A 22804-nucleotide genomic window follows, 5' to 3' on the forward strand; every position below is an offset into this window, starting at 1 on the left:
GAACCTCAAGCACAACGCAGATGCTGCAGTTTTAGTAACAAGCAGCATCGCTACAGTGCAATTAGTTACCAAATAAATATTCGGGTTTAAGCAGCTCTTTGAGCTGCGCGTAATGCAGAGTTAAGCGCACTTCCCCTTCCGAATAGGGGCCCAATACATAAGGCGCATAACTGAAAGTCAAACCTTGCTCATTGAAGACAAAATTATCGGTTAGAAAAGTTTGCGCCTGCTCGGCGAGATCGTCACTCAACCAACTTTCTGCATATTCGGCGTAATTTTCGATATAGAGCTCACGTAACGCTTGCAGTAATTTGGCATCAGCAAAGCGTTGCAAAATATCCGGCAACAGCAATTGCTTATGGGTATTTAAATCAAACAACGCATAGCTGGTGCTGTACATGCCATGCGCGCCACCGGAATAACCGTAGCTAAACTGCTTGAAACTAGCCAGATGATTGCGCTGGGCAATAAAACGGATGCTGTCACTATGGTCATAGCCAACAAAATAAGGCTCTGCAGCCTCACGCGCCTCCTTAATGTCAGCATAACTCTCAACCAACCAAGCATTGGCCTGCTGTTTAATGTCTTGTACCTGTGCTGACGTATTAACAGGCAAAGCCTCTGTCTCTGGGTTAGTGATGGCCAAACGCGCCAGCAAAGCTTGATCGAGCCAGTCTACGCCAGTGCTTTCTAAATCAATAAGGATCTCTGCGCAATACTCTTGCTCATCCTCTTGTAGACACTTTTTCTGCGCCACAACTTCAAGTAGCTGCGGGACAATCAAGGGCGTTGCGGCGGCCACTGCTGAGCTTGCATACACTGAACTCAGCAGCAGGCTAGTCATTAAAAACTTCGGTACTCGTTGCATGGTTAAACGTCCTTGATCACAGATGGGTGAGCAGTTTTATTCTGCGTATCGCGCCAGGTCAGGTAGATACGTAAATCGAATTCGTATTGATGATAATCCGGCAGCATATGCTGACACAGCTGATAAAAGGCTTTGTTATGGTCTTTTTCTCGTAGGTGTGCCAACTCATGCACCACAATCATCTGCAAAAACTCTGGCGGCGTATCGCGAAACAATGAGGCAATACGAATTTCTTTTTTCGCCGTGAGCTTATTGCCTTGCACCCTTGAGACCGCAGTATGCAGCCCCAAAGCATGCCGCAGTACATCCAACTTACTGTCGTACAACACTTTATCGATGTTGGGAGAATTGCGCAGGTATTGCTGTTTGAGTTCCGTGGTGAACTGATACAACGCCTTATCACTTTGCACTCTATGGCGCTCGGGATAACGCTGCTGCAAATAAGCACCGAGCTTATCCTGCGCCAACATGCTGCGTACTTGCGCCTGCAATTCTGGCGCATAGGCGGCTAAGTATTTGAGCTCAGACATTGCCACTCTATTCCTCTCAACAACATGAATAAAAAACGCTAGACTCACGCAAACACTGAATAATGGCCCGCTTATGAAAGCCCCACGTATCACTTTAGATCAATGGAAAATCTTACAAGCTGTGATTGATCATGGTGGCTACGCACAAGCGGCACAAGCGCTGCACTGCTCACAATCGTCGGTCAGCTATAACATTGCGCGCATGCAAGAGCAGTTAGCCATGCCATTATTACGCATTGAAGGGCGTAAAGCTGTATTAACTGCAACCGGTGAAATTCTATTAAGGCGCTCACGGCAATTAACGGCCGATGCGTCGCAATTGGAAGCGTTAGCTCAGCACATCCAAGAAGGCTGGGAAGCCGAAGTGCGTTTAGTGGTGGATGTGGCCTATCCCAGTCAAAAAATCGTGCAAGCACTGCAAGCCTTTAAACCGCTGAGCCATGGTTGCCGCGTGTTGTTACGCGAAGAAGTGTTATCCGGCGCCGAGGAATTACTGCGTGACGGGGTGGCTGATATTGCAATTAGTGGTGTGGATATTACCGGTTATTTACCGATTGAACTGGGTACCATTACCTTTATTGCCGTAGCACATCAGCAGCACCCACTGCATCAATTACAGCGCACACTGACAGCTCACGATCTGCGTGCACACATGCAAGTGGTGGTACGTGATTCAGGCAAGCGTCAACCACGTGACGTCGGCTGGCTGGGTGCCGAGCAACGCTGGACAGTCGCCAGTTTAGCCACTTCTGCTGAGTTTATTCGCGCGGGCTTAGGTTTTGCTTGGTTGCCCGAGCATATGGTCAGCGCTGATTTAAGCAGCGGCTTACTAAAACAGCTGCCTTTGCAAACCAGCGCGGTACGTCATCAGCCGTTTTATCTGTATAGCCATAAAGATAAGCCGCTCGGGAAAGCGGCGCAAATCTTAGTGGACTGTATTCGCGCCAGCGCGCTACCTGTACAGGGTAGCGTCACTGACTAACAAGGTATTACTTACGCACGCCTTCAACCGCTAAGGTCAACTCAACACTTTCTGACGCTGGGCCTAAGTTGGCTTTAATGCCGAAATCAGATAATTGCAGGGTTGTGGTGCCTTCAAAGCCAGCACGGTAGCCACCCCACGGATCATCACCCTCACCAATAAAGTAGGCAGCGATGATTACTTCTTTAGTGACGCCATTGAGGGTTAAATCACCGACAATATCAGCTGTACCTTCACCGGTGCTGACCACTTTAGTGGAGGCAAATGTGGCTTTTGGATGCTTGCTGGTGTTTAAAAAATCAGCGCTGCGCAAATGCTTATCACGCTCAGCATGGTTACTGTCGAGGCTGGCAGTACGCAAGGTCACATTGACTTTGCTGGCTTCTGGTTGTGCTGCGTCATAGCTGAAAGTGCCATCAAAATCTTTAAAGGTGCCGTATAACCAGCTGTAACCTAAGTGGCTGATTTTAAAGTTAACAAATGCGTGCTGGCCTTCTTGGTCAATCACATAATCTGCTGCAGATACTGCACCACTGGCTAATACTGAACCTAATAGCAACGCTGCAAACGTTTTCTTAAACATGTTTTTACCTCTAATTAATTAAAAGAATCTAAGTCGTAAAATTATTTCGGCCCACAACCCAGCATGCGCTTGAGTGTTGAATCACGATCAATGAAGTGATGCTTCAAAGCTGCTAAACCATGCAATCCAGCAAACACTACTAAGCCCCAGGCCACATAGAAATGCACCGCCCCAGCCAGATCCGCCTGATCGGGCAAACCGGTAATAAAAGCCGGAATTTCAAACAGTTCAAAAACACTTACGCCACGACCTTTCGCAGTAGAAATCAGATAGCCTGAAATCATCACCAGAAAAATACCTAGATACAGCAGGCCATGGCCTAAGCTGCTCAACATCCGCACTGTTGCCGAATGACTACTGATTGGCGCAGGCTTGGCTGTTAAAAAACGCCACAGTACGCGTAACAACATCACTGCAAACAGCACGATGCCAACACTTTTATGCAGCGAAGGTGCCGTGCGATACCATTCACTGTAATAGGTTAGATCAGTCATCCATAGACCCAAGCCAAACAAAGAAAATACGGCCAGCGCGACTAACCAATGTATGACTACACTCACTAAACCATAGCGATTTGAAGAATTAAGCAACTGCATACGAGCTCTCTTATGTTGTTGATGGTGACTATTGTAGCCACATTAATATTGATAAAAAGCGCTAATTACTGCTGATACCTATCAACTTTTTAGATGCTTTTATATTTATCGTGCGAATCATCGCTCATAACTTATAAAAATGTCTGCGCACAACTAAGACTCATACCCCTGTTAAAGCTTGTTTAACCAAAAGCACTGTACCGGCTTGTAGTCGCTCCACTCTTCAATAATTTAAAACAACAGAGCAGTAAACAGGCTTTTATGCTAATTAGGTGGCTGTATGGAACTTAAACGCCTATGCTCCAATCAAACATTACAAACTGCAGAAGAACGGGAGGTAATCATGGTAGCGGCTTTAGTAGTCATCATCCTAGTTATAGTGATAATCAAAATAATCTAATGAGCAAAGTCGCATGCACCGCTGGTTCGCCAGCCTGCATGTCGCTCTATCAACATTTGTTCAGCTGTTTAGATATAGCTTCACGGCCACACCTGCTAGATATTTCACTGCAGACTCTTTACTCTGAATCTAATACTCATCCCAGATTTCCAGATAGAACCTTAATCTATGCAACTGCAAGTCAACAATCTGACCAAGATCTATGGCCAGAACAGAGGCCTGACGCCAACCAGCTTTGCAGTAGAAAAAGGCGAACTGATAGCCATTGTCGGCCATAATGGCGCAGGTAAATCGACACTGCTAAAAATGCTTGCCAACTGGATCGTCCCAGACAGTGGCGACGTCAGCATCGATGGCATTGATCTGAAGAATAGAGCCGCAGCGGTCAGGAAAATTGGTTTTATCCCAGAAGATCCCAATCTGTTTGATTTTTTCTCAGTCGAATACAATCTCAAATTATTCGCTAAGCTCGCGCAGACACCACTACTGCGCGTGGAAGATATTTTAACCGAGCTCAATCTGCTGTCCTTTCGCAAAGCAAAAGTGCAAACGCTCTCCAAAGGCTTAAAGCAACGCGTCAGCATCGGCCGTACATTGCTCGCCAGTCCTTCAGTGTTACTGCTAGATGAGCCGACCTCAGGACTGGATTTCGAGACCACTCGAGAAATCTATCGACTGCTCAATACGATGCACGCTGCCGGAAAAACCATCCTCTTCACCTCGCACCGCCCCGAAGAAATCAAGAACCTTGCAACGCGTATTATGGTTTTGCATAAAGGCCAAGTGATCTTCGACGGATTGCCAGAAGAATATTTCCAATCTGACATTCATGCTGAGCTGTACGCGTAATGAAAAATACTCTAGTCCTCACCCTTAACGATCTGGCGATCGCAGTAAAGAACAAGACCCTGGTGCTGGTGCTGTTTATTCCTATCTTTGTTTTTATCGCGCTAAATCTCGTCGACAAAGCTGACGTAGAAGCCAACATCATTAAGATCGGTATGCTGCAAGATCAAACCTATCCAGCAGAGATGGCGCAGAGCATTGAGGCTGCCGATCAAGTGTTTGCGGTCACCTGGCTAGCAAATCAAGAACAGGCTTTGCGCCTACTCAAAGACCACAAAATCGATGGCATCGTGACCAGTAACGAGGATCAGCCCAATAGCTTAGCCTTGCTGGTTCTAAAAAAAGAATCGCTGCACACCATTGCTATCGTGCAAAGCTTTTCTGCCTTACAGAAAGCCGTTGAGGGCCATCCTCCAAGTTGGGTTTCACAGATCAGCTCCCTGCAACACAGCAGCATGCAACGCGAAACACTACCCACTTGGATCTTAATGGTCATTTTGCTGGTTGGTTTTATCATTTTGCCAGCGCAAATCGCTGAAGAAAAAGAAAAGAAGCTGCTGCTTGGCTTACTGCAAACCCCCATCCATGAGGCGCAATGGCTCGCAGCAAAACTGATCACGGGAATGGCGTTAGCGGTCACTGCCACGCTACTTCTGCACCTATTAAGCAATGTCTGGCCGCAGCATATTTTTAGCTATCTCGCTTTTATCTTAGTGGGTAGCTTTTGCTTTAGCGCGTATGGCGTATTTCTCGGCTTTCTGTGCCGTAATCAGGCCAGCGCGCGCACCCTTGGTGTCATCGTATATTTGCCACACTTGCTACCCTCAGCCATGGCCGATGTATCACAAAAACTGACTGCAGTTGCGCCATTACTCCCCTCCTTCCAATTATTCGAGCCTTTGCAATCGATACTGTTGGAAGATGGCAGTATGGCGAGCAGATCCTTTGCTCTGATCTATTTGTTGCTGTTAGGCGTGGTAATGTTTTATCTGGCTTACCGGCTGATGAAACGACGCTGGTTAATGTGATTGACTTTGTGCACAAACAATCACTGCCCGAGACTTTGCTCGCTTAGATTGCTTAGCGACAACACTCAGACTCAATGGCCGTGAGTTCTTCTTCTGTCAACGATCGACTCTGTCCCAGCTGCAAACCCTCTAAGCGCAGCGGCCCAACGCTAGCGCGATGCAGCGCCAATACTTCGTTTTGGAAAAACCCAAACATACGCTTTACTTGATGATACTTGCCTTCCGTCAGGGTCAATCTAGCGTTGTAAGTCGAAAGTATTTCTAAGCAGGCTGGTTGGGTGGTGATGTCTTCATAGGCAAAATAAATGCCCTGACGAAACACCTCAACATACTCAGCCGTAACGGGTTGCGCCAGCCTCACTTCATAGGTTTTAGTGAGCTTACTCTCAGGCAAACTGATTTTGCGTGACCATGCACCATCGTTGCTCAGTAACAATAGGCCCGTGGTGTTTAAATCAAGACGACCGACAATGTGCAGTTGGTGTTTCTGCGGATGCTCCAGCAAGTCAAGCACAGTGATGTGCTGCAGATCTTTGGTGGCACTGACCACACCCTTGGGCTTATTGAGGATCAGATACAACGCTTGTTTGTCTTGCAAACATTGCCCATCCAACAGCACATGGCTGAACTGAGTGATTTTTTGTTGAATCGAATGCGCTGGCTGCCCATCAACAACAATGCGTTTTTGCGCAATTAATAACCGTGCGTCAGCCGCCTTAAAAAGGCTGTTCTGGCTAACAAAACGATCAAGTCGACAGGTTGTGGATTTCATCAAAAACTCTAATCAATCGAGATCATCGGGTTTACCCAGACATAAAGCCTGGTCATCCACCGATAGACATTGAGCGGGTTAAAAAGGACACGGACACCGCCCATGCATGCGCTCACCCGTGCGTGGATGCTGAAAATATAAATCACTGGCATGCAGTAGCAAACGCTCAGCCAACTGCTCACTTTGCTCGCTGCTATACAGATCACAACCCAAAATTGGATGACCCATTGCCAAGCTATGAATACGCAACTGATGGGTACGTCCAGTCAGCGGCGTAAAGCGCACTAAGCTGCGCTGTGGCTGCTCTAAACGCTGCAAGACATTGTACTCACTGACTGATGCTTTGCCGCTACTCTGACAAATCTTTACGCGCGGAAAAAGATTTTTATCTTTAGCAATGGCGGCAGTAATCTGCCCTTGATCATCACTTAGCCAGCCTTCTAACATCGCTAAATAATGCTTTTGGATGCTGCCTGCCTGAAACTGTTTATTCAGATGCTGTGCAGCCTCGGCATGCAGCCCCACCACCATAATGCCGGATGTACCAAAATCTAATCGATGCGGCAGTTTTGCCTGTGCAAATGCAGGACTAACACCGTCCTGACCCTGCAGCAAACGATAATGCACAGAGTCCAAATTAAGCGGGTTTTTACCCGATAAGCTGAGCAAACCACTGGGCTTATTGATCAATAAAATATCGTCATCTTGATAGAGAATACTGACAACATCAGAGCACAGCGGCGCCACAAAATCGTCAACAATGGTTGGCACAGAGACAGCGTCGCGGCTCATAAAACTCCTTCCTTACTCGCGCTCAAAACGCGCCTCATAGGCTTCAACAAAAGCATTATGCAAGATCGAGACAAATGCTTGCCAAACACTAATATTTTTCTGATCGAGACTGCCACGAATATCAATTTGTGAGGCGATACGGTCTTTCGGTTGATTACGGAAAACCTGCCCTAAACCGCCAACAATCGCTTGCCAAGCGGCACTAAAAACACCTTTTTCAAGGTCTTTTTTCAAATCAAAGATGACCACATTATTCAGAATAGGCTTAGCATAACCGCTGAGCTGGCCATCTTTAGCCTCAAGTTCCATAACGAAATCACCAGTACCTGATTCAAAATTAAAGTAACCATAGGCTTCAGTGAGATCATTGATGTGCTGCAGTCCAATCCCAGTAATTTTTAAACTCATCGAAAAATTACGAAAATCACCCAAAGGATCAAGCTTACCTTGCAGACTGGTTTGGGCATTTTCAAACAGTAGCCCTTCAAGTTTAAAGTCTGCTGGCACCGCATCTTGGCTACGGTCAGCATTGCTAAGGTTAGTAAACGCCCCGTTTAACTCGGTTAACAACAAATGCACATTGGGCTTAGATTTAAAATTATGAAAATGTAAAGTGCCGTTCTCAACCCCTAAACGATCAATCTGCATAGGCACTAACTGCTGCAAAGTATCACGCCAGTCCGTACCTGCACCCGACTGTGAATCTTTGCCATCGCCATCAACAAAGTGTAATTCGGGATGAATAAATTCGACTTCGGCAACCACCCGACCGCTTAACAAAGCGCGCCAACTGACCGATAGATCAATATCGTCCGCTTCAAAAAAAGGCACTGGCACAGCCTCACTGATTTTGACGATTTCCATCCCGCGAATCACATAAGCACCACGAAATAATGCGATATCAACGTCAGCGATACGCCCCTGGTAGTCACCCATCTCGGCGAGCTGTTGATTAAGATAATTTTTGACCAGTCCAGGCAGCGCGACACGCAAGGCGATCAATGCAATCGCCACGATAACGAGAATAATAGTGACACGCTTGAAAGAGTATTTTTTTGTCATGCTCGTTCGACCCTCTGTGCAAGCGCTTGCGTTAATTCAGGAAAGCACGTCTTAGTTGCAGAAAGTATCACTGATGGATTTGCGCATCGCGATCAATGCCATGCGCAAATCCAATATCAGATAGCCACGTTTGATAAGCCCAACAATTGGTTATCAAGCCGTAGCAAACGGAAGGTGTTATTTATGTGCGATGGTTTTATCGGTGAATAGATAATCTTTGAGTTCTTTATCCAAGACTTTGTCGCGCCTACGAATCCACTCAAGCACCATTGCTGCGTGCTCTTTTTCTTCATCGCGATTGTGTACCAGGATTGCTCTTAATTCATCGTCTTTGCAGGCATCGATACGTTGGTTGTACCAATCGACAGCCTCAAATTCTTCCATCAGTGATGTAATGGCTCTGTGCATGTCTCGTGTTTCGTCGGAGAGCTCTTCAATGGGCTCATGATAACCTTCATTCGACATCGTACTTACCCCATAAATGGTGATTGGTATTTACATAATGCGAGTGCTGCCGTGTATTTTCAAGACAATCAACGGTCACTCATAACAAAACGCTACGATTGATTAGGCGCCGTGCCAAGGGATAGGTTCAGAAACGCGCTCAAGAAGAAAGTGCTCAGGCGGCCTGCTCCATAACTGCGGTAATCTTTTAGCCACTGCATAAAAATGCTGCAGAATAATATAAACCCAATCAGCAGTGACGTTAAAAAGCATTTTTATTTGATATTTTGCATCGACCGACATGCTGGATATGCTGAGCAGCCCCAGAACTGGTTACCTGCATTGTGCCCACGTTTTGCAGTGCGCAACAGCATGGCGCTGCCGCATGACCGACACTTTCTTTCAGCGTTTGGATCGTTACGGGTTTGCAGATGCTCAACATGACGGCGATTGGTTGCCCGCGTTTGTGCCAAACGACCCGATTGAATCTGCGCCACGATTTGTTCAACCTCAGCCACTGAGAGCACGGGCGTACGAAAAGACTTAATGTAAGCAATGTAACCTGCTCCGCGTCTTACATTGGCCGGCATTGCTGTCTTAAACGTACTGTCCCCTGCAAAAACAATAACTGAATGAATAACCTCCGCCGAAATCTCTAGTAAAGACTCCAGCGTTTTAACGTGTTTATAGTTTTGACGTAATGGGTTTTGAAATTTATAAGACTTCTTAAATATTTTCTGAGTCCACTGCGCTTGATGTTCACCACCAAAGATCCAGCCCTTCATATTTTTTGTTTCTACAACAAAGATGCCAAAGCGCGACACAAAAATATGATCAATCTGCGTCGTACCATCAACTGTTGGCAATGTGGCATTGTGTATCGGCTGATAGATAGCCGAAGGAAGACACAACTTTGCAGCAAGTTTCACTACGGTTTCGCCAACAATGCCCTTAAACCATCGCGTTTTAAAGACGCTCAGGATCAATGCCGCTGGCAACACCCACCATAATGCTTGCAAAGCGTTAGTTACGATTGGGGAGTAATCCATTATTGTCATCCTTGATATTTAAATCAGTACGAGCAACTCTTCGACTGCGACACTGCGCGCGTCGCAAGCTTGGCTCATTTTTATTCTTCCAGTTTTTTTGCAGGATAAACCACAACCGTTTTGGCTTCTATCTTTGCGCCTTCAGTAAGCTGGGCTGGGACAATTTTATCTTTACCCATCAGATGAAAAACGCTTTCATCACGGGCCAAGAGATGATCCGCGACAATGCGACGATGACAACGCCACCACACTGCCTCCGAGCACATCACGGCGCAGCGCTGCTGGCGGCCTAACTGGATCAGTTGCGCTAAACCGTCGAGAAAGGGCTGCGTCAGCGCGTAATCAGCATAGTTATGAAAACTTTGATTATTCCAAAAACCATTGAGCACTGGCTCAACCTCTTTGCTCTTACTGCGCAAACCACCCAACTCCTCTATTCGAGCATATTCAATCTTGAACGGCGCTAAATGACCGGGCAATACATCCTCGTTGTATTGAGGGTTAGTGCGCGATTTTGGAATGGTGCGAATATCCACCACAAGCGTCACCTCAGCCGCCTGCAGTAACGTAACAAACTCCTCGATGCTGCGGGTGGAATGGCCAATGGTGTAAAAAGGCAACATAGTTTCTCTCCTAAGTCCGCCAGCACGCGCGGCATTGCAGTAAAGGAAAAGTTGCAACGGAAAAAGTATCGACGAGCCTAATCTTGTTACAGGTTTAGTTTTTACACGGTGATCGTTCCGCTCAAATACTGAACCGCATTACCAGAAATAATCACCCTATCATCCGAAACCAAACAGCTTAGTACGCCACCTCGCTTTGAAGCCTGATATGCAATCAGCTCATTCTTACCCAGCCGTTCAGCCCAAAGTGGTGCTAGTCCCGTGTGAATTGAGCCCGTTACAGGGTCCTCATCACCACCGTTTGCAGGCCAAAAGTATCTTGAGATGAAGTCATAATGCTTGGATTCAGACCGGCATGTCACAACAACATCAAGGGGTTTGAGCTGTTGCAAAGACTCGTTATTACGCTGCACAGATAAGACCGCCGACTCAGACTCGTAAATAACGAAATAAGCTTGCGCATTACAATACACATCTACCGGTGGGATCGAGAGACCCGCCAGCAAATGCTCTGGGATAATTTCGATTTTCTCTGGCTTGGTGTTCGGGAAGCTCATCTGAATCTGACCTGATTGGGTTTTCTCAACGCTTAGCTCTCCAACAGCTTGAGCGGAAAACTTAATACGGGTTAACTCAGGATTCTTATTAAATAAAACAAAAGCAGATGCTAAGGTTGCATGGCCACAAAAATCGATTTCAGTGAGCGGTGAAAACCAGCGAATCAGATATGTTGCTACTTCAGCTAAAACTAAAAAAGCTGTTTCAGAAAGATTATTTTCCGCCGCTATAGACTGCATTAACGCGTCGGGTAACCATTGTTCGGTGACAATCACTGCTGCTGGGTTGCCAGCAAAAACAGAATCAGTAAAAGCATCTACTACAGTTATTTCGAGTTCCATTTAACTTATCCTATCTAGTGCTAATGACTTCTAACGATTCACTATCCGACCATTGCTGCTCGAGCAAACACCTGCGATTGTGCAGTATCCGAAGCAGCAGATCAGTGAGTAGCCATCGTTATAAACAATTAGAGCCTAGCAAAATACAGTTATTTTTTGCGCGCTAATAGAGTGGCAAACTGCAATTGCGCGCCATTGTGCATCGTACCCACATCTTCGTTGTATTTAATTATTTCCCAGCCTTGGTAAGCCTCAGACAACTGCCCTGCTTTTAGGGTAAAGGGAAAGCGCATTGGCGAGGGTAGCTCGGCAGTGCTCATCGCACACACAACCAGGTTATAACCGCCGGGCAGCGTATGCGCTTGCATATCAGCAAGCACCGCAGCAACACGCGCAGGATCAAGAAACATAAGGGTGACGGTGCAGGCAATAAAACCATACTCTTCAGTCAGCGCGGCACTGTTGATGTCGTACACCTGTGCCTCAAGGTTGCTAATGCCCTCGGTGCTGACCACTTGTTGCAGCATGGCAATGGCGCTGGGGTTGTTATCAACCGCGGTGACATTAAAGCCCAGTTGGCTCAGGTATAAGGCGTTTCGTCCATTGGAACAGCCCATATCTAAGGCCTTGCATGGCTCAATAATTTTGCAGGCTTCTACCACTTCACTGTGCGCAGGATTTAAGCCGTAACGGCTGTTGAGATCAACTGTCATGGTCATCACTTCGTTTAAAATATGAACTGCGATTATTGCCGCTTCTGTCGTGCAGTTAAATGATCACAGGTAAGACTTTAAAAACTAAGTACCCTAACGCTCTCACCCGTCATCCTAGTGTGCAAGCAACCCTGCTGCCCCTTTAGCTAAGCGACGCAAGGTATTTATGCTCGCTGCTACTTAACTTTGTAGAGCCATTCATCAGTTAACAGCTTGTCAGCCACTAATGCCTTGGCGTTGGCAAGCTCGGCTGGCAAATAGTCGCCTGATTCGGCTTGGTAAGTTTTAGCAAAGTGATTGATAAAGGCTTCGATAATCGCCGCTCGGCTTAAGCCGGTTTGACTACGCATGGGATCGACCCGTTTCTTCGCGCTGGTGATGCCTTTATCCGATAGCTTTTCTCGGCCAATGCGCAAAACTTGCAGCATTTTGTCAGCATCAATGTCATACGCCAGAGTGGCATGGTGCACCAGCACTCCTGTGCCAAAACGCTTTTGCGCCGCGCCGCCTATTTTGCCTTGCGCAGAAGCAATATCGTTTAACGGTTTATAGTGCGCTTGAATACCAACCTCGGCCAATGCGGCCAACACCCAGGCATCTAAAAACTGATAAGACTGCTCAATGCTCATACCATCCACCATTGAGGACGGCACCGTTAGCGAATAGGTGATGCAGTTGCCGGGCTCCATAAACATTGCCCCACCACCGGTAATACGACGCACCACTTGTACATCAGCTTGCTGCGCGGCGGCCATATCCACTTCGTTTTTGACCGACTGAAAATAGCCGATCACCACCACCGAATCATCCCAATCCCAAAACCTTAAGGTTGGCCCACGCAAGCCTTTCGCCACAGACTGAGCGAGTACATCATCTAAAGCCACATGCATGGCTGCGGGTAACGTAACGGGAGCAATCAGGCTAAATTGATGATCAAGCCAACTGCTGGCCTTGCCTAACGCACGGCGTACGGCAATCGCGACAGCTTCTGCAGAGAAACCAAACATCACCACATCGTCATCCAGCGCTTCAACAATAGCGCTGGTTAAGGTTTGTTGACTGGCTGTGCTGGGTAAACCGATGAGCGCTTGGTTAATCAGCGTTAAAGCGGTATCAGGCTCTAAGAAAAAATCACCCGAAATACTGACGTGGCTTAAACAGTCGTCTTGCACCTCAAGATCGGCCACCACTAACTTACCGCCAGGTACTTTATATTCACCGTGCATCACGTCACCTTGCTTGATTAAGTATCTATATTGAGAATTAATCTCATTCTAGACCAGAAGTTCAGTACAGTCCTCGGCTACAGCAGCCCAACTTTATTTATCAGTCTTTATGCAAACGTGAGCAAGACCTGCAAGCCTTAAGCCATCGCCTGGCCGAAACGTTAAACGTGACTCCGCGCTGAGAATTCAATGCCGACTCAACGTTCTCCATCACGCCTCATAAGCCTTACGGTAGCTACCTTGATAATCAAAAATCCGCTCTTGCACCTGCCAGTAGTGCTTTTTCTTGCGTGCGATAACAAAGTCGGGAGCTGTCAGTAAGGCTTGCATCTCAAGCACTTCTGCAATCTTGCTGAATTCTTGCGGCGTCTGACTATTAGCTAAGCGCCGTCCAAACAGCTTGTTGAAAATAGTGCGCTGCGCCGGCTTGCTGAAATCAAAAGACTCACTGAGTTCCTCGCCATCTTCAGCGTGATAGGTGATTTTCAGCTTGCTGGCATTATTGCTGTCATTGGCGCTGAGAGTGATCCCGGCGCAACGGATCACCATGGCATCTTTGAGTTTCAGCGCATCGCGCAGCTGATCATCGGGATCAATAATGGCTTTCTTACACTGATGGCAGTTACGCGCGGCGATATCATTTTCGCTGCCGCAGTGTGGGCATTCTTTAAAACGAAAACGGTAATCGCACTGCTGAGGCGCTGTCGGTTCATCCTCGTCTTCCCACGCCACCAGCCCATGACAACGGCGTCCATAGTGTTCCGTCACCTGCCCTGCATCGTCTGTTTTACCCCAAAAAACATTGGCAAAACCACAGCCCGGACACAGCACCTGCACTGGTTCACTGTCGGGATTTGGTTTCTTCTCACCGACTTCAGGGTGATACAAATTGACATTATTGCCGGCGTAATCAATCACCAGACAATCTTTTTTGCCTGCATCCAGACGCAAACCACGGCCGACGATTTGTTGATACAAACTGACCGACTGAGTGGGTCGCAGAATGGCGATAAAATCCACATGGGGCGCATCAAAACCGGTGGTGAGTACCGAGACATTCACTAAATATTTTAACTGACGCTGCTTAAAACGCTGAATCAGCATATCGCGCTCACGCTGCTCGGTCGCGCCGGTAATCAAGGCGGTCTGCTCTTGCGGCAAATAGCCGGTGATTTCCTTGGCGTGATCCACAGTTGCAGCAAAGATCATTACCGCCTGACGCTGCAGCGCCAGCTCCATCACCTGCTCAATAATGGCGCGAGTGACCCTTCGATGTTTACCGAGCAGCGCATTCACATCTTTTTCTGCGTATTCGCCAAAGCGGTTCTGCGCCAGCGTCGAGAAATCATATTGCGCTACCGCAGCGTCAACCAAATCAGGCTTCGTCAGATAACCTCGACTGATCATATAGATCAGCGGCAGCTCATAAATACAGTGCACAAAAGGCTTATCTTCTTCACTACGAACAAAACCCCGATAGTGATAGCGATAGATCCAGCCCATGCCTAAACGGTAGGGCGTGGCGGTCAGCCCCAATACTTTTAGACCTTTATTTTGTTGGCGTAACTGCTCAATAATCCGCTGGTATTGACTGTTTTCATCACCGCTAAGGCGATGGCATTCATCAATAATGATCAAGGAATATTCATCTTTAAACTGCTCAAGATTGGCCGCCACAGATTGCACGCTGGCAAAGGTCACCTGATACTGACTTTCCTTACGGCTTAACCCCGCAGAAAAAATACCACCCAGCACACCATAGCTCTGGTACTTGGCGTGATTCTGCTCAACCAGCTCTTTAACGTGAGTCACCACCAGTATTTTACGCCGAGCCAGACGCGCCAATTCGGCAATCACCAGACTTTTACCGGCACCGGTCGGCAACACAACCACCGCCGAGTCATCGGATTTACGAAAGTGTTTTAAAGTGGCATCCACGGCTTCCTGCTGGTAAGGCCGCAGTGTAAAGGGTGCATTCATGTGGTGAGGCTTAATCGTTATCAGGATTAAAAACGCTCATATTAGCAAATACCACTGCGCTTACCTGCTAGCCTATGAATAAATCTGTCCAGCGCTGTCGCTGATTTTAATAGCCACAGTTTCTGTGTGTTTGCCAGGAGTGCTTACAGCGTATGAATGAAATTATCAAAACCCAAGGACCCGCCGTCGCTGCGGAACAATTAATTGATGTGTATCGATCCACTCAGGATCAGACTTCACCCTGGGTAGTGATTAGCGATCAAGTGATGGGGGGCGTATCCACTGCAGCACTGCATCAAGATCAGCGTGATAACTCGACCTGCAGTTGTTTAGTGGGCCGTACTCGTCTCGATAACAACGGTGGCTTTGTGCAAATGCGCTTTGATATCGAGCCAAGTTGCTTGCGCCCTGATTATCGAGGCATTTTCATCGAACTGTACGGCAGCGCGCACGACTATAACCTGCACGTTAAAACAAATCAGCTCAGCAGACCTTGGCAATCCTTTCGCTGCAGCTTAGCGGTGGAGCCGCAATGGACTCGTTTCATCGTGCCCTACGCACAACTGCAAGCGCACCGCACCGACGCTGAATTCGAGCCTACAAAGATCAGAAGTATTGCTGTGGTGGCGATTGGTCAGGCGTTTGCTGTGGATATTTGTGTGCGGCGGCTGGGGTTTTTCCTGTAAGGACTGTTGTACAGGACTGCTGCTGGCAGCATGCGCACAAAAACCATCATGAGCCTTACTCATACATCAACTGAAATAAGCTCGTTGTCATTCATGTTTGTATCCACGTATAAATGCATCCATTCCCAGCTCTAGAACGCTAGAGCCATTATTAATAAGCCATAAACAAGAACAAGCGCTGCAGACTGCCGACCAGGAACGTCAGTAACGTCCAGCAAAAAAAGCTTGTCTTCAGGTTTTATCGCACGAATTGGATACCAGAACATCATGACTAGCGACTTTATCTTTGCTATCGACAGCATTACTTTCGATGAGAATTATCATCCCTCGGACAACACCCGAGCGACGACTAACTTTGCTAATTTGGCTCGAGGCGAGAGCCGTCAACAGAATTTGCGTAATACGCTGAGGATGATTAACAACCGTTTTAATGCCTTAGCGCACTGGGATAATCCCAAAGGTGATCGTTACTCTGTTGAGCTAGAAATCATCTCTGTAAACATGAAAATTGATCATCAAGGCACTGAAAATAGCTTTCCTGCGATTGAAGTACTAAAGACTAATATTGTCGATCACCACACCAACAAACGCATCGAAGGCGTGGTCGGTAATAACTTTTCTTCTTATGTGCGCGATTATGATTTTAGCGTATTGCTCAGAGAGCATAACAAAGACCAAACTCAATTTAGTGTCCCAGATGACTTTGGCGAGTTGCATGGCAATCTGTTCAAAAGCTTTATAAATTCAGACACATATCAACAAAATTTTCTTAAAGCACCGGTGATATGCCTTAGTGTTTCGGATAACAAGATTTATCACAGAACCGGCAATGAGCATCCGATACTCGGTGTTGAATATCAGCCTAATGAGTCCTCTTTAACTGAACAGTATTTCAACAAAATGGGGCTGGAGGTTCGCTACTTCATGCCGCCCAATAGCGTAGCGCCGCTGGCTTTCCACTTTTTTGGTGATTTGCTCAGGGATTACACGGATCTTGAACTGATCAGCACCATTAGCACCATGGAGTCATTCCAGAAGATTTACCGCCCTGAGATTTATAATGCCAACGCTGCGGCTGGCAAATGCTACCAACCCAGCTTAAAGAATCTGGATCATTCGTTAACGCAAATTGTGTATGACCGAGAAGAGCGCAACACGCTAGCGATTGAGCAAGGGAAATTCACCGAAGAACACTTCATCAAGCCCTACCAAGCCATACTTGAGCGCTGGTCTGCTAAATACGCTGCCTGAATTTGGGTTTTATAACTCACAAGAATTTAATACGAGATCCACTATGAGCATTTTACTACCCACATCGACAGCAGGCAGCTTGCCTAAACCCTCTTGGCTGGCAGAGCCTGAGACCATTTGGTCCGCTTGGCGCTTAGAAGGCGATGCATTAATTGAAGGTAAGCAGGATGCTTTGCGAGTGTGGTTGCAAGAGCAGCAACAAGCAGGCATTGATATCGTCAGTGATGGCGAACAAACCCGCCAACATTTTGTAACGACCTTTATTGAGCACCTTGATGGTGTTGATTTTACCAAGCGTGAAACGGTTAAAATTCGTGACCGTTACGATGCCAGCGTGCCGACTGTGGTCGGTGCCGTGAGTCGAAAAAACTCAGTGTTTGTTGAAGATGCTAAGTTTTTACGCCAACACACCCAACAACCGATTAAATGGGCGTTGCCTGGCCCGATGACCATGGTTGATACGCTGTACGACGCCCACTACAAAAGCCGCGAACAATTGGCTTGGGAATTTGCCGTTATCCTCAATCAAGAAGCCCGCGAATTAGAAGCGGCGGGTGTGGATATTATCCAGTTTGATGAGCCGTCATTTAACGTGTTTTTTGATGAAGTGAATGACTGGGGCATTGCCGCACTAGAGAGAGCGGTGGAAGGTCTGAAATGTGAGACGGCTGTGCATATTTGCTACGGCTACGGCATTAAAGCCAATACCGATTGGAAAAAGACCTTGGGTTCCGAGTGGCGTCAGTACGAGGAAGTCTTTCCTAAGCTGCAAAAATCCAATCTGGATATTATCTCGCTCGAATGCCAAAACTCGCATGTGCCCATCGATTTGCTTGAACTGATACGCGGTAAAAAAATCATGCTCGGTGCTATTGATGTGGCAACCAATACCATTGAAACACCAGAAGAAGTTGCCGACACGCTACGCAAAGCACTGCAATTTGTTGATGCGGACAAGCTCTACCCTTCAACCAACTGCGGCATGGCTCCTTTATCGCGCGCAGTCGCCCGAGGCAAGCTCAATGCCTTAAGTGCCGGAGCAGAAATAATCCGCCGTGAGTTGAAAGCTTAAAAGAGAACAGCGTGTTTGCGAAAATGCTAGAGAGCGGCTAATAACGGCACGCCGTCTCTGCGAGGAGCGAAGCGACGTGGCAGTCCATAAGGGGTTTGCTGTATTTGTAGGTCGGATATTTATGTCCAACTTGGTGTGACGAATGCATGGCCTGCGCTATGTCGAGCATAAATGCGCGACATGCAGTGGCTGCTGGCGGCGTGTGAATGCGGGCCAGCGGCCCGCGCTCCCAGACTCTCTGCGAGAAGCGTAGCGACATGGCAGCCCATAGCGGGTTTGCTGTATTTGTAGGTCGGATATTTATGTCCGACTTCGGTGTTACGAGCGCATCGTCTGCGCTATGTCGGGCATAAATGCGCGACCTACAGTAGACGTGCTAGTGCCGCTGGTGGCGTGTAAATGCGGGCCAGCGGCCCGCGCTCCCAGAGGGGTATCACACTCTCTGCGAGGAGCGTAGCGACATGGCAGTCCATAAGAGGTTTACTGTATTTGTAGGTCGGATATTTATGTCCGACTTGGTGTGACGAATGCATGGCCTGCGCTATGTCGAGCATAAATGCGCGACCTACAGTGGGCGTGCTAGTGCCGCTGGTGGCTCGTAAATGCGGGCCAGCGGCCCGCGCTCCCATAGGTATCAGCGTCTCTGCGAAAATGCGCGACCTACATTGGCTGTGCTCGTGCCGGCTCGCAAAGACGACTTAGATCAGTATTCCTTTAAACAGCGCCCGCGCGGTTGATCGCTTTCATGCAAGACCTCCTCAGAATGCAAAAACTCTGCCGCAGCGGCTGAGTCTTGTACCTTAATGGCACTGCGCTCAAGCATCTCGGTTTCATACTCGCTTAGCACGCGACTGCGCAGGCCAGCCTCGCGCCAGTTTGATCGTGGGTGGCAACCTCTGACAATCATGCGTGCCAACGACAGCGCATCCAACAATGCTTGGTTAGCTCCTTGGCCTTTAAACGGACTCATCGGGTGAGCCGCATCGCCCAACAAGGTCATCGGCCCCATATCCGCTAATACATCAGCACTCAATATAGCTCTGTCATACACCGGATAACCCGAGACTAAATCAACCGGCGTGGCTGCTAAAATCTGCGGAATAGGCGAGTGCCACTGCGCGCGTTTACAAGCCTCTGCCTTGAGCGCCTCAGATCCTGCATCACTTAAGGCTTTGGCTGCACTTTCTAGCACCGGGAAGCTTAATTGCCACATCACCGAGTCGGCATCAAAAGGCATGATATAGATGCGCTCATGGCCATTAGCTGTTTGGAATACTGTGGCTGAGTCGAGCAAATCACTGTCTACATCGTTGAGCGCACTGAGCGGGCAAATGCCCAAAATAGCGATGCAGTCCAGATAACGTAATGAGCTAGCGTCCTCACCTAAGACTAAGTTGCGCACTGCGCTGCGAATGCCATCGGCACCCACTACTAAGTCTGCATTGGCAGTTTTTGTCTCACCATCAACCACAAAGCTTAACTCGACCTCTGCCGGCGTTTCCTTAAGATCAACCAACTGATACCCCCACTTTAGCGCCTCATGCAGATGCGGATGAGCGGCCAATTGTTGCAGCAAAGCCAAGCGCAACGACTGACGGGCAATATGCACATTAGTGCGCTTAGGCGTTTTAGTTGCATCGGTATGCTGCCAGTTTCTCACGCCCCATTCGCCGAGCACTGTGCCGTCGGTGCTGTGCATCACATGACGAGTCGAGACCACACTTTTATCGAGCGAGACAATACCCAAGCCTTCGATGGCCTTGCAGGCTTGTTGCAAAGTGAGGCCGTAACCCTGAGAGCGAGCAAAAAAATCACGATCACGCTCATACAGCGTAAAGGGAATGCCACGGTGCAAACAGGCCACCGCCAATGCCACGCCGCCAATCCCGCCACCAATAATAGCAACGTGTGGATAGTGTTCAGTATCAGCTACGGGAGGATGATCAGCCGCGCTCAAGCCAGACCCAAGGCAACTCGGACAAACAGATAAGTGCGCCTTCGGCCGATCTGGCGCAGCGCCGCCATGCTGTTCAAACTGCAGCAAGGCGGCCTGATAGCTCAGTTTCGCTTTCTTGCGGATATTCTGACGAATCCGTCCACGCCCTTGGCATTTGGAGCAAAGCGCCCAACTGGGCTGCATATCATGAATTAACGTAATGTGACCTAGCCCTGAACTCACCCAGCTCAAGCAAGGTGGCTCTTGTCGTCAATGGTTTAAAGAGGATAGAAATTTAAGGGACAAGCATTATTTTATCAAGCTGACTAAACTTTAAGTGGATGTCCTTTTACGCGCCTCAATAGGTCACTTGTGAGCTCTAACGCCGTAGAGGCGCAAGATTCCTTTCAAAACATGCGTTTCGTTTGCTCCGCCGTAGACCACTTAAAGCCAGTGTAATTGACGGGCGGGCTAAATTCTCAGCCAATAACCGTTGGCGGCAAGTAAATAGTGAATTCATTTATTGGCTCGATCAAGACACTGTAAGGTGATTGTTGCTCTGCAACTTTGACGATACCGAGATCAGACAACAGCTTGAAATTTGCAGAGCGCAATTTAGCAGGTTTAACCTGCAACTCTTTGTGCCACACCCGATAGGTACCGAGCTTATTGTCTCTTCGATAATAAAACCCAGCGAGCGGATGAGTAAGATAGACCAGCGCTGACTCAGTATCAGGAAAGCCTGGAAAATCAAATGTGTCAGACTCTGATTGGACTAATTCAACCGACGCTTGAGCCCAAGCAGATGAGGTTTTCATGCGGTACTTTTCGTATAAACCAGTTGTTTCATTTAAGGCGCAATTGAACCTGATCTTTCCCGCGTGCCAAGGCATACTCCATACATAGCGCGGCACCGCTAATGTCCAAGAATCAAGGGTTGTACCCAGAAACCAGACACAGTGCTCGCCCGTTTCAGTGTCGACAATGTAAATCCGATAGTCTGTTTGCCCCATGGTGAATTTGGGGAATGGAAAGGCAGCTAAAGTAAAATCGACATTAATCAGTGGAACAACTGATATCAATCCCATTTTCTGGCCATTTACTTCAACGCTATCCAACTGAAAGCGCTCGGGGAACAACCCTTGAAATCTATCCACAGGAACAGCGTAAGTAATAATTGCGAAATGCTTTAAACCACAAAGAACATCCATGCCTTTTGGTTGAGGTCTTTCTATCAAGTAGTCTTCTAGCTTGCGTGATTTCTGCACAATATTGCCTTGAAATTTAGCGCTTCCGGCAACAATGAGAATGCCATCACGCGACCTACACTGTCTCGCTTAATTTACTTAATAAATTAGATTTTACCGCTGGCCATTCCGCTGCAATGATGGAATAAACCACCGTATCCCTAATTGAGCCATCTTTCATTATTTGATGCTGACGCAAAATACCATCTTGTTTCGCACCCAAGCGTTCTATGGCTGCCCTGGACGGTTGATTGAAATAGTGCGTTCTGAACTCAGCCGCAATCGCATCATGCGACTCAAATAGTTTGGCCAGTAGCAGCAATTTACATTCTGTATTAATAGGCGTGCGTCGTGCTGAAGATGAGTACCACGTGTAGCCAATCATGGCGCGCTTATTTTTTGCATCAACGTTGTAGTAGCGAGTTGTACCAACAATTTGCTGAGTAACATTCGAGCGAACAGCATATGCAATGCTCCCTGCTCTAGCGGCAGAAATTGCGTCTTCTACATAGTCACTCATTTCCTTTGGTCGCGGCACACTGGCAAACCAAAGCTTCCAAGACTCGCCATCTTGCACGGCTACTTTTAATTCAGAAATGTGCTCGAGCCGCAAAGGCTCAAGAGTCAAGAAGTTGCCTTTCAGTGTTTCTTCATTAATCCACATAGGGTTTATGTCTTTATTGTTTAGCTAGCGCCAAAAGAATCGACGCTTACGGCGTCAGGTTGCTTGTCTTGTTAGAAGCGGGCTTAGCACCCAAGCCTCGCAGCCTTTTGGCCAATTCGTCTTCATCGTATGAGTTGAGCGTAGCGCTACCGTCGCAGATACCAATGTACTCATTGTTGCTTTGGAAAATAATATATTTTCTTGCGACCGTCATTGGGATGCCACAATCTGCGCCACCCATACCCGTTTTAAGTTTAGTCGTCGGCTGAGGACTGCCTTTGTATGCTTCAATCACCTTGAATGTGCCCTCTATATAGGGCCATTCTTTTTCATTGACAGGCTGAACAACGGATGCGTCGCTCAGCTTTGCCGTAAAGACATTCATTGAATTTTGGAATCTATCGACCAAATCAAGCTGGAGACAACTGCAAGCATAGGCGTTGCTCGAAAGCAGAACTGCCACACAAATTGCGACGCAATTAAATATTCGATTCATAATCACCTTCTACCTCTAGCGCGAAACACCGATGACTTTGACGCGACAAAGCGAAGACA

At 47.6% G+C, this 22804-nt stretch carries 24 protein-coding genes; 6 read left to right on the forward strand and 18 right to left on the reverse strand.

The genetic code is table 11. From position 1 onward, the window contains the following. Positions 1-61 precede the first annotated feature (61 nt). Positions 62-868 carry a DUF3298 and DUF4163 domain-containing protein gene (locus H591_RS15715; RefSeq protein WP_022966190.1) on the reverse strand — a complete coding sequence of 269 codons (807 nt, stop codon included), beginning with the start codon at positions 866-868 and terminating at the stop codon, positions 62-64. A 2-nt stretch (positions 869-870) separates the two neighbouring features. Beyond that, the gene (locus H591_RS0106755) at positions 871-1398 is read right to left on the reverse strand and encodes a M48 metallopeptidase family protein (protein WP_022966191.1); all 528 of its coding nucleotides are present in this window, start codon (positions 1396-1398) and stop codon (positions 871-873) included. Between the two features lie 73 nt (positions 1399-1471). Between H591_RS0106755 and H591_RS15015 the strand changes: the two genes are divergently transcribed. Then, the gene (locus tag H591_RS15015) at positions 1472-2380 is read left to right on the forward strand and encodes a LysR family transcriptional regulator (protein WP_022966192.1); all 909 of its coding nucleotides are present in this window, start codon (positions 1472-1474) and stop codon (positions 2378-2380) included. A gap of 7 nt (positions 2381-2387) precedes the next feature. On the opposite strand, the gene H591_RS0106765 is transcribed toward H591_RS15015, so the two are convergent. Further along, positions 2388-2963, reverse strand: coding sequence for a YceI family protein (locus H591_RS0106765; RefSeq protein ID WP_022966193.1), 576 nt, complete (start codon positions 2961-2963; stop codon positions 2388-2390). A 41-nt stretch (positions 2964-3004) separates the two neighbouring features. Then, positions 3005-3559, reverse strand: a complete 555-nt coding sequence (locus H591_RS0106770) for a cytochrome b (RefSeq protein WP_022966194.1) — start codon at positions 3557-3559, stop codon at positions 3005-3007. 568 nt (positions 3560-4127) lie between these two features. On the opposite strand from H591_RS0106770, the gene H591_RS15020 reads away from it, so the two are divergent. Beyond that, the gene (locus tag H591_RS15020; RefSeq protein ID WP_022966196.1) at positions 4128-4808 is read left to right on the forward strand and encodes an ABC transporter ATP-binding protein; all 681 of its coding nucleotides are present in this window, start codon (positions 4128-4130) and stop codon (positions 4806-4808) included. Beyond that, positions 4808-5833, forward strand: coding sequence for an ABC transporter permease (locus tag H591_RS0106785; protein ID WP_022966197.1), 1026 nt, complete (start codon positions 4808-4810; stop codon positions 5831-5833). Before H591_RS15020 ends, H591_RS0106785 begins: the two co-directional genes overlap by 1 nt. 52 nt (positions 5834-5885) lie before the next feature. On the opposite strand, the gene H591_RS0106790 is transcribed toward H591_RS0106785, so the two are convergent. From H591_RS0106790 to H591_RS0106840, 10 genes are all read right to left on the reverse strand, one after another. Beyond that, positions 5886-6605, reverse strand: a complete 720-nt coding sequence (locus H591_RS0106790) for a pseudouridine synthase (protein WP_022966198.1) — start codon at positions 6603-6605, stop codon at positions 5886-5888. Between the two features lie 78 nt (positions 6606-6683). Next, on the reverse strand, positions 6684-7397 hold the full coding sequence (locus H591_RS0106795; protein WP_028244243.1) for an RluA family pseudouridine synthase: 714 nt from the start codon (positions 7395-7397) through the stop codon (positions 6684-6686). A gap of 12 nt (positions 7398-7409) precedes the next feature. Then, positions 7410-8459 (reverse strand): DUF748 domain-containing protein, encoded by a 1050-nt coding sequence (locus tag H591_RS0106800; RefSeq protein WP_028244244.1) that lies wholly within the window; start codon positions 8457-8459, stop codon positions 7410-7412. 177 nt (positions 8460-8636) lie between these two features. Continuing rightward, on the reverse strand, positions 8637-8924 hold the full coding sequence (locus tag H591_RS0106805) for an encapsulin-associated ferritin-like protein (protein WP_022966199.1): 288 nt from the start codon (positions 8922-8924) through the stop codon (positions 8637-8639). Between the two features lie 254 nt (positions 8925-9178). Continuing rightward, the gene (locus H591_RS0106815; RefSeq protein WP_022966201.1) at positions 9179-9952 is read right to left on the reverse strand and encodes a nuclease-related domain-containing protein; all 774 of its coding nucleotides are present in this window, start codon (positions 9950-9952) and stop codon (positions 9179-9181) included. Positions 9953-10032: 80 nt separating this feature from the next. After that, positions 10033-10575, reverse strand: coding sequence for a DUF488 domain-containing protein (locus tag H591_RS0106820; RefSeq protein WP_022966202.1), 543 nt, complete (start codon positions 10573-10575; stop codon positions 10033-10035). A gap of 101 nt (positions 10576-10676) precedes the next feature. Then, complete coding sequence (locus tag H591_RS0106825; protein ID WP_022966203.1) at positions 10677-11474, reverse strand: PhzF family phenazine biosynthesis protein; 798 nt, start codon at positions 11472-11474, stop codon at positions 10677-10679. A gap of 149 nt (positions 11475-11623) precedes the next feature. Next, complete coding sequence (tehB, locus tag H591_RS0106830) at positions 11624-12187, reverse strand: tellurite resistance methyltransferase TehB (protein WP_022966204.1); 564 nt, start codon at positions 12185-12187, stop codon at positions 11624-11626. A gap of 176 nt (positions 12188-12363) precedes the next feature. Next, positions 12364-13413 (reverse strand): lipoate--protein ligase family protein, encoded by a 1050-nt coding sequence (locus tag H591_RS0106835; protein ID WP_022966205.1) that lies wholly within the window; start codon positions 13411-13413, stop codon positions 12364-12366. A 210-nt stretch (positions 13414-13623) separates the two neighbouring features. Continuing rightward, on the reverse strand, positions 13624-15393 hold the full coding sequence (locus H591_RS0106840) for a DEAD/DEAH box helicase (protein WP_022966206.1): 1770 nt from the start codon (positions 15391-15393) through the stop codon (positions 13624-13626). A gap of 152 nt (positions 15394-15545) precedes the next feature. On the opposite strand from H591_RS0106840, the gene H591_RS0106845 reads away from it, so the two are divergent. The 3 genes from H591_RS0106845 to H591_RS0106860 all read left to right on the forward strand — a co-directional run bounded on the left by H591_RS0106845 (position 15546) and on the right by H591_RS0106860 (position 18402). Continuing rightward, positions 15546-16079, forward strand: coding sequence for a CIA30 family protein (locus tag H591_RS0106845; RefSeq protein WP_022966207.1), 534 nt, complete (start codon positions 15546-15548; stop codon positions 16077-16079). Positions 16080-16346: 267 nt separating this feature from the next. After that, complete coding sequence (locus tag H591_RS0106855) at positions 16347-17330, forward strand: DUF1852 domain-containing protein (protein WP_022966209.1); 984 nt, start codon at positions 16347-16349, stop codon at positions 17328-17330. Between the two features lie 43 nt (positions 17331-17373). Next, positions 17374-18402 (forward strand): methionine synthase, encoded by a 1029-nt coding sequence (locus H591_RS0106860; protein ID WP_022966210.1) that lies wholly within the window; start codon positions 17374-17376, stop codon positions 18400-18402. A 703-nt stretch (positions 18403-19105) separates the two neighbouring features. Here the strand turns inward: H591_RS0106860 and H591_RS0106865 are convergent. The 4 genes from H591_RS0106865 to H591_RS0106880 form a co-directional block, all read right to left on the reverse strand. Then, positions 19106-20581, reverse strand: coding sequence for an FAD-dependent oxidoreductase (locus H591_RS0106865; RefSeq protein WP_232362425.1), 1476 nt, complete (start codon positions 20579-20581; stop codon positions 19106-19108). 236 nt (positions 20582-20817) lie between these two features. Then, positions 20818-21606: a DUF2071 domain-containing protein gene (locus H591_RS0106870; protein ID WP_022966212.1), complete on the reverse strand. Its 789-nt coding sequence runs from the start codon at positions 21604-21606 to the stop codon at positions 20818-20820. A 55-nt stretch (positions 21607-21661) separates the two neighbouring features. After that, complete coding sequence (locus H591_RS0106875) at positions 21662-22249, reverse strand: GNAT family N-acetyltransferase (protein ID WP_022966213.1); 588 nt, start codon at positions 22247-22249, stop codon at positions 21662-21664. A gap of 46 nt (positions 22250-22295) precedes the next feature. After that, a complete protein-coding gene (locus H591_RS0106880; RefSeq protein ID WP_022966214.1) occupies positions 22296-22745 on the reverse strand; it encodes a hypothetical protein in 450 nt (149 codons plus the stop codon). Positions 22746-22804 lie beyond the last annotated feature (59 nt).

Origin of the sequence: Denitrificimonas caeni DSM 24390 (assembly GCF_000421765.1) — a bacterium.
In the GTDB taxonomy this organism is placed as follows: domain Bacteria; phylum Pseudomonadota; class Gammaproteobacteria; order Pseudomonadales; family Pseudomonadaceae; genus Denitrificimonas; species Denitrificimonas caeni.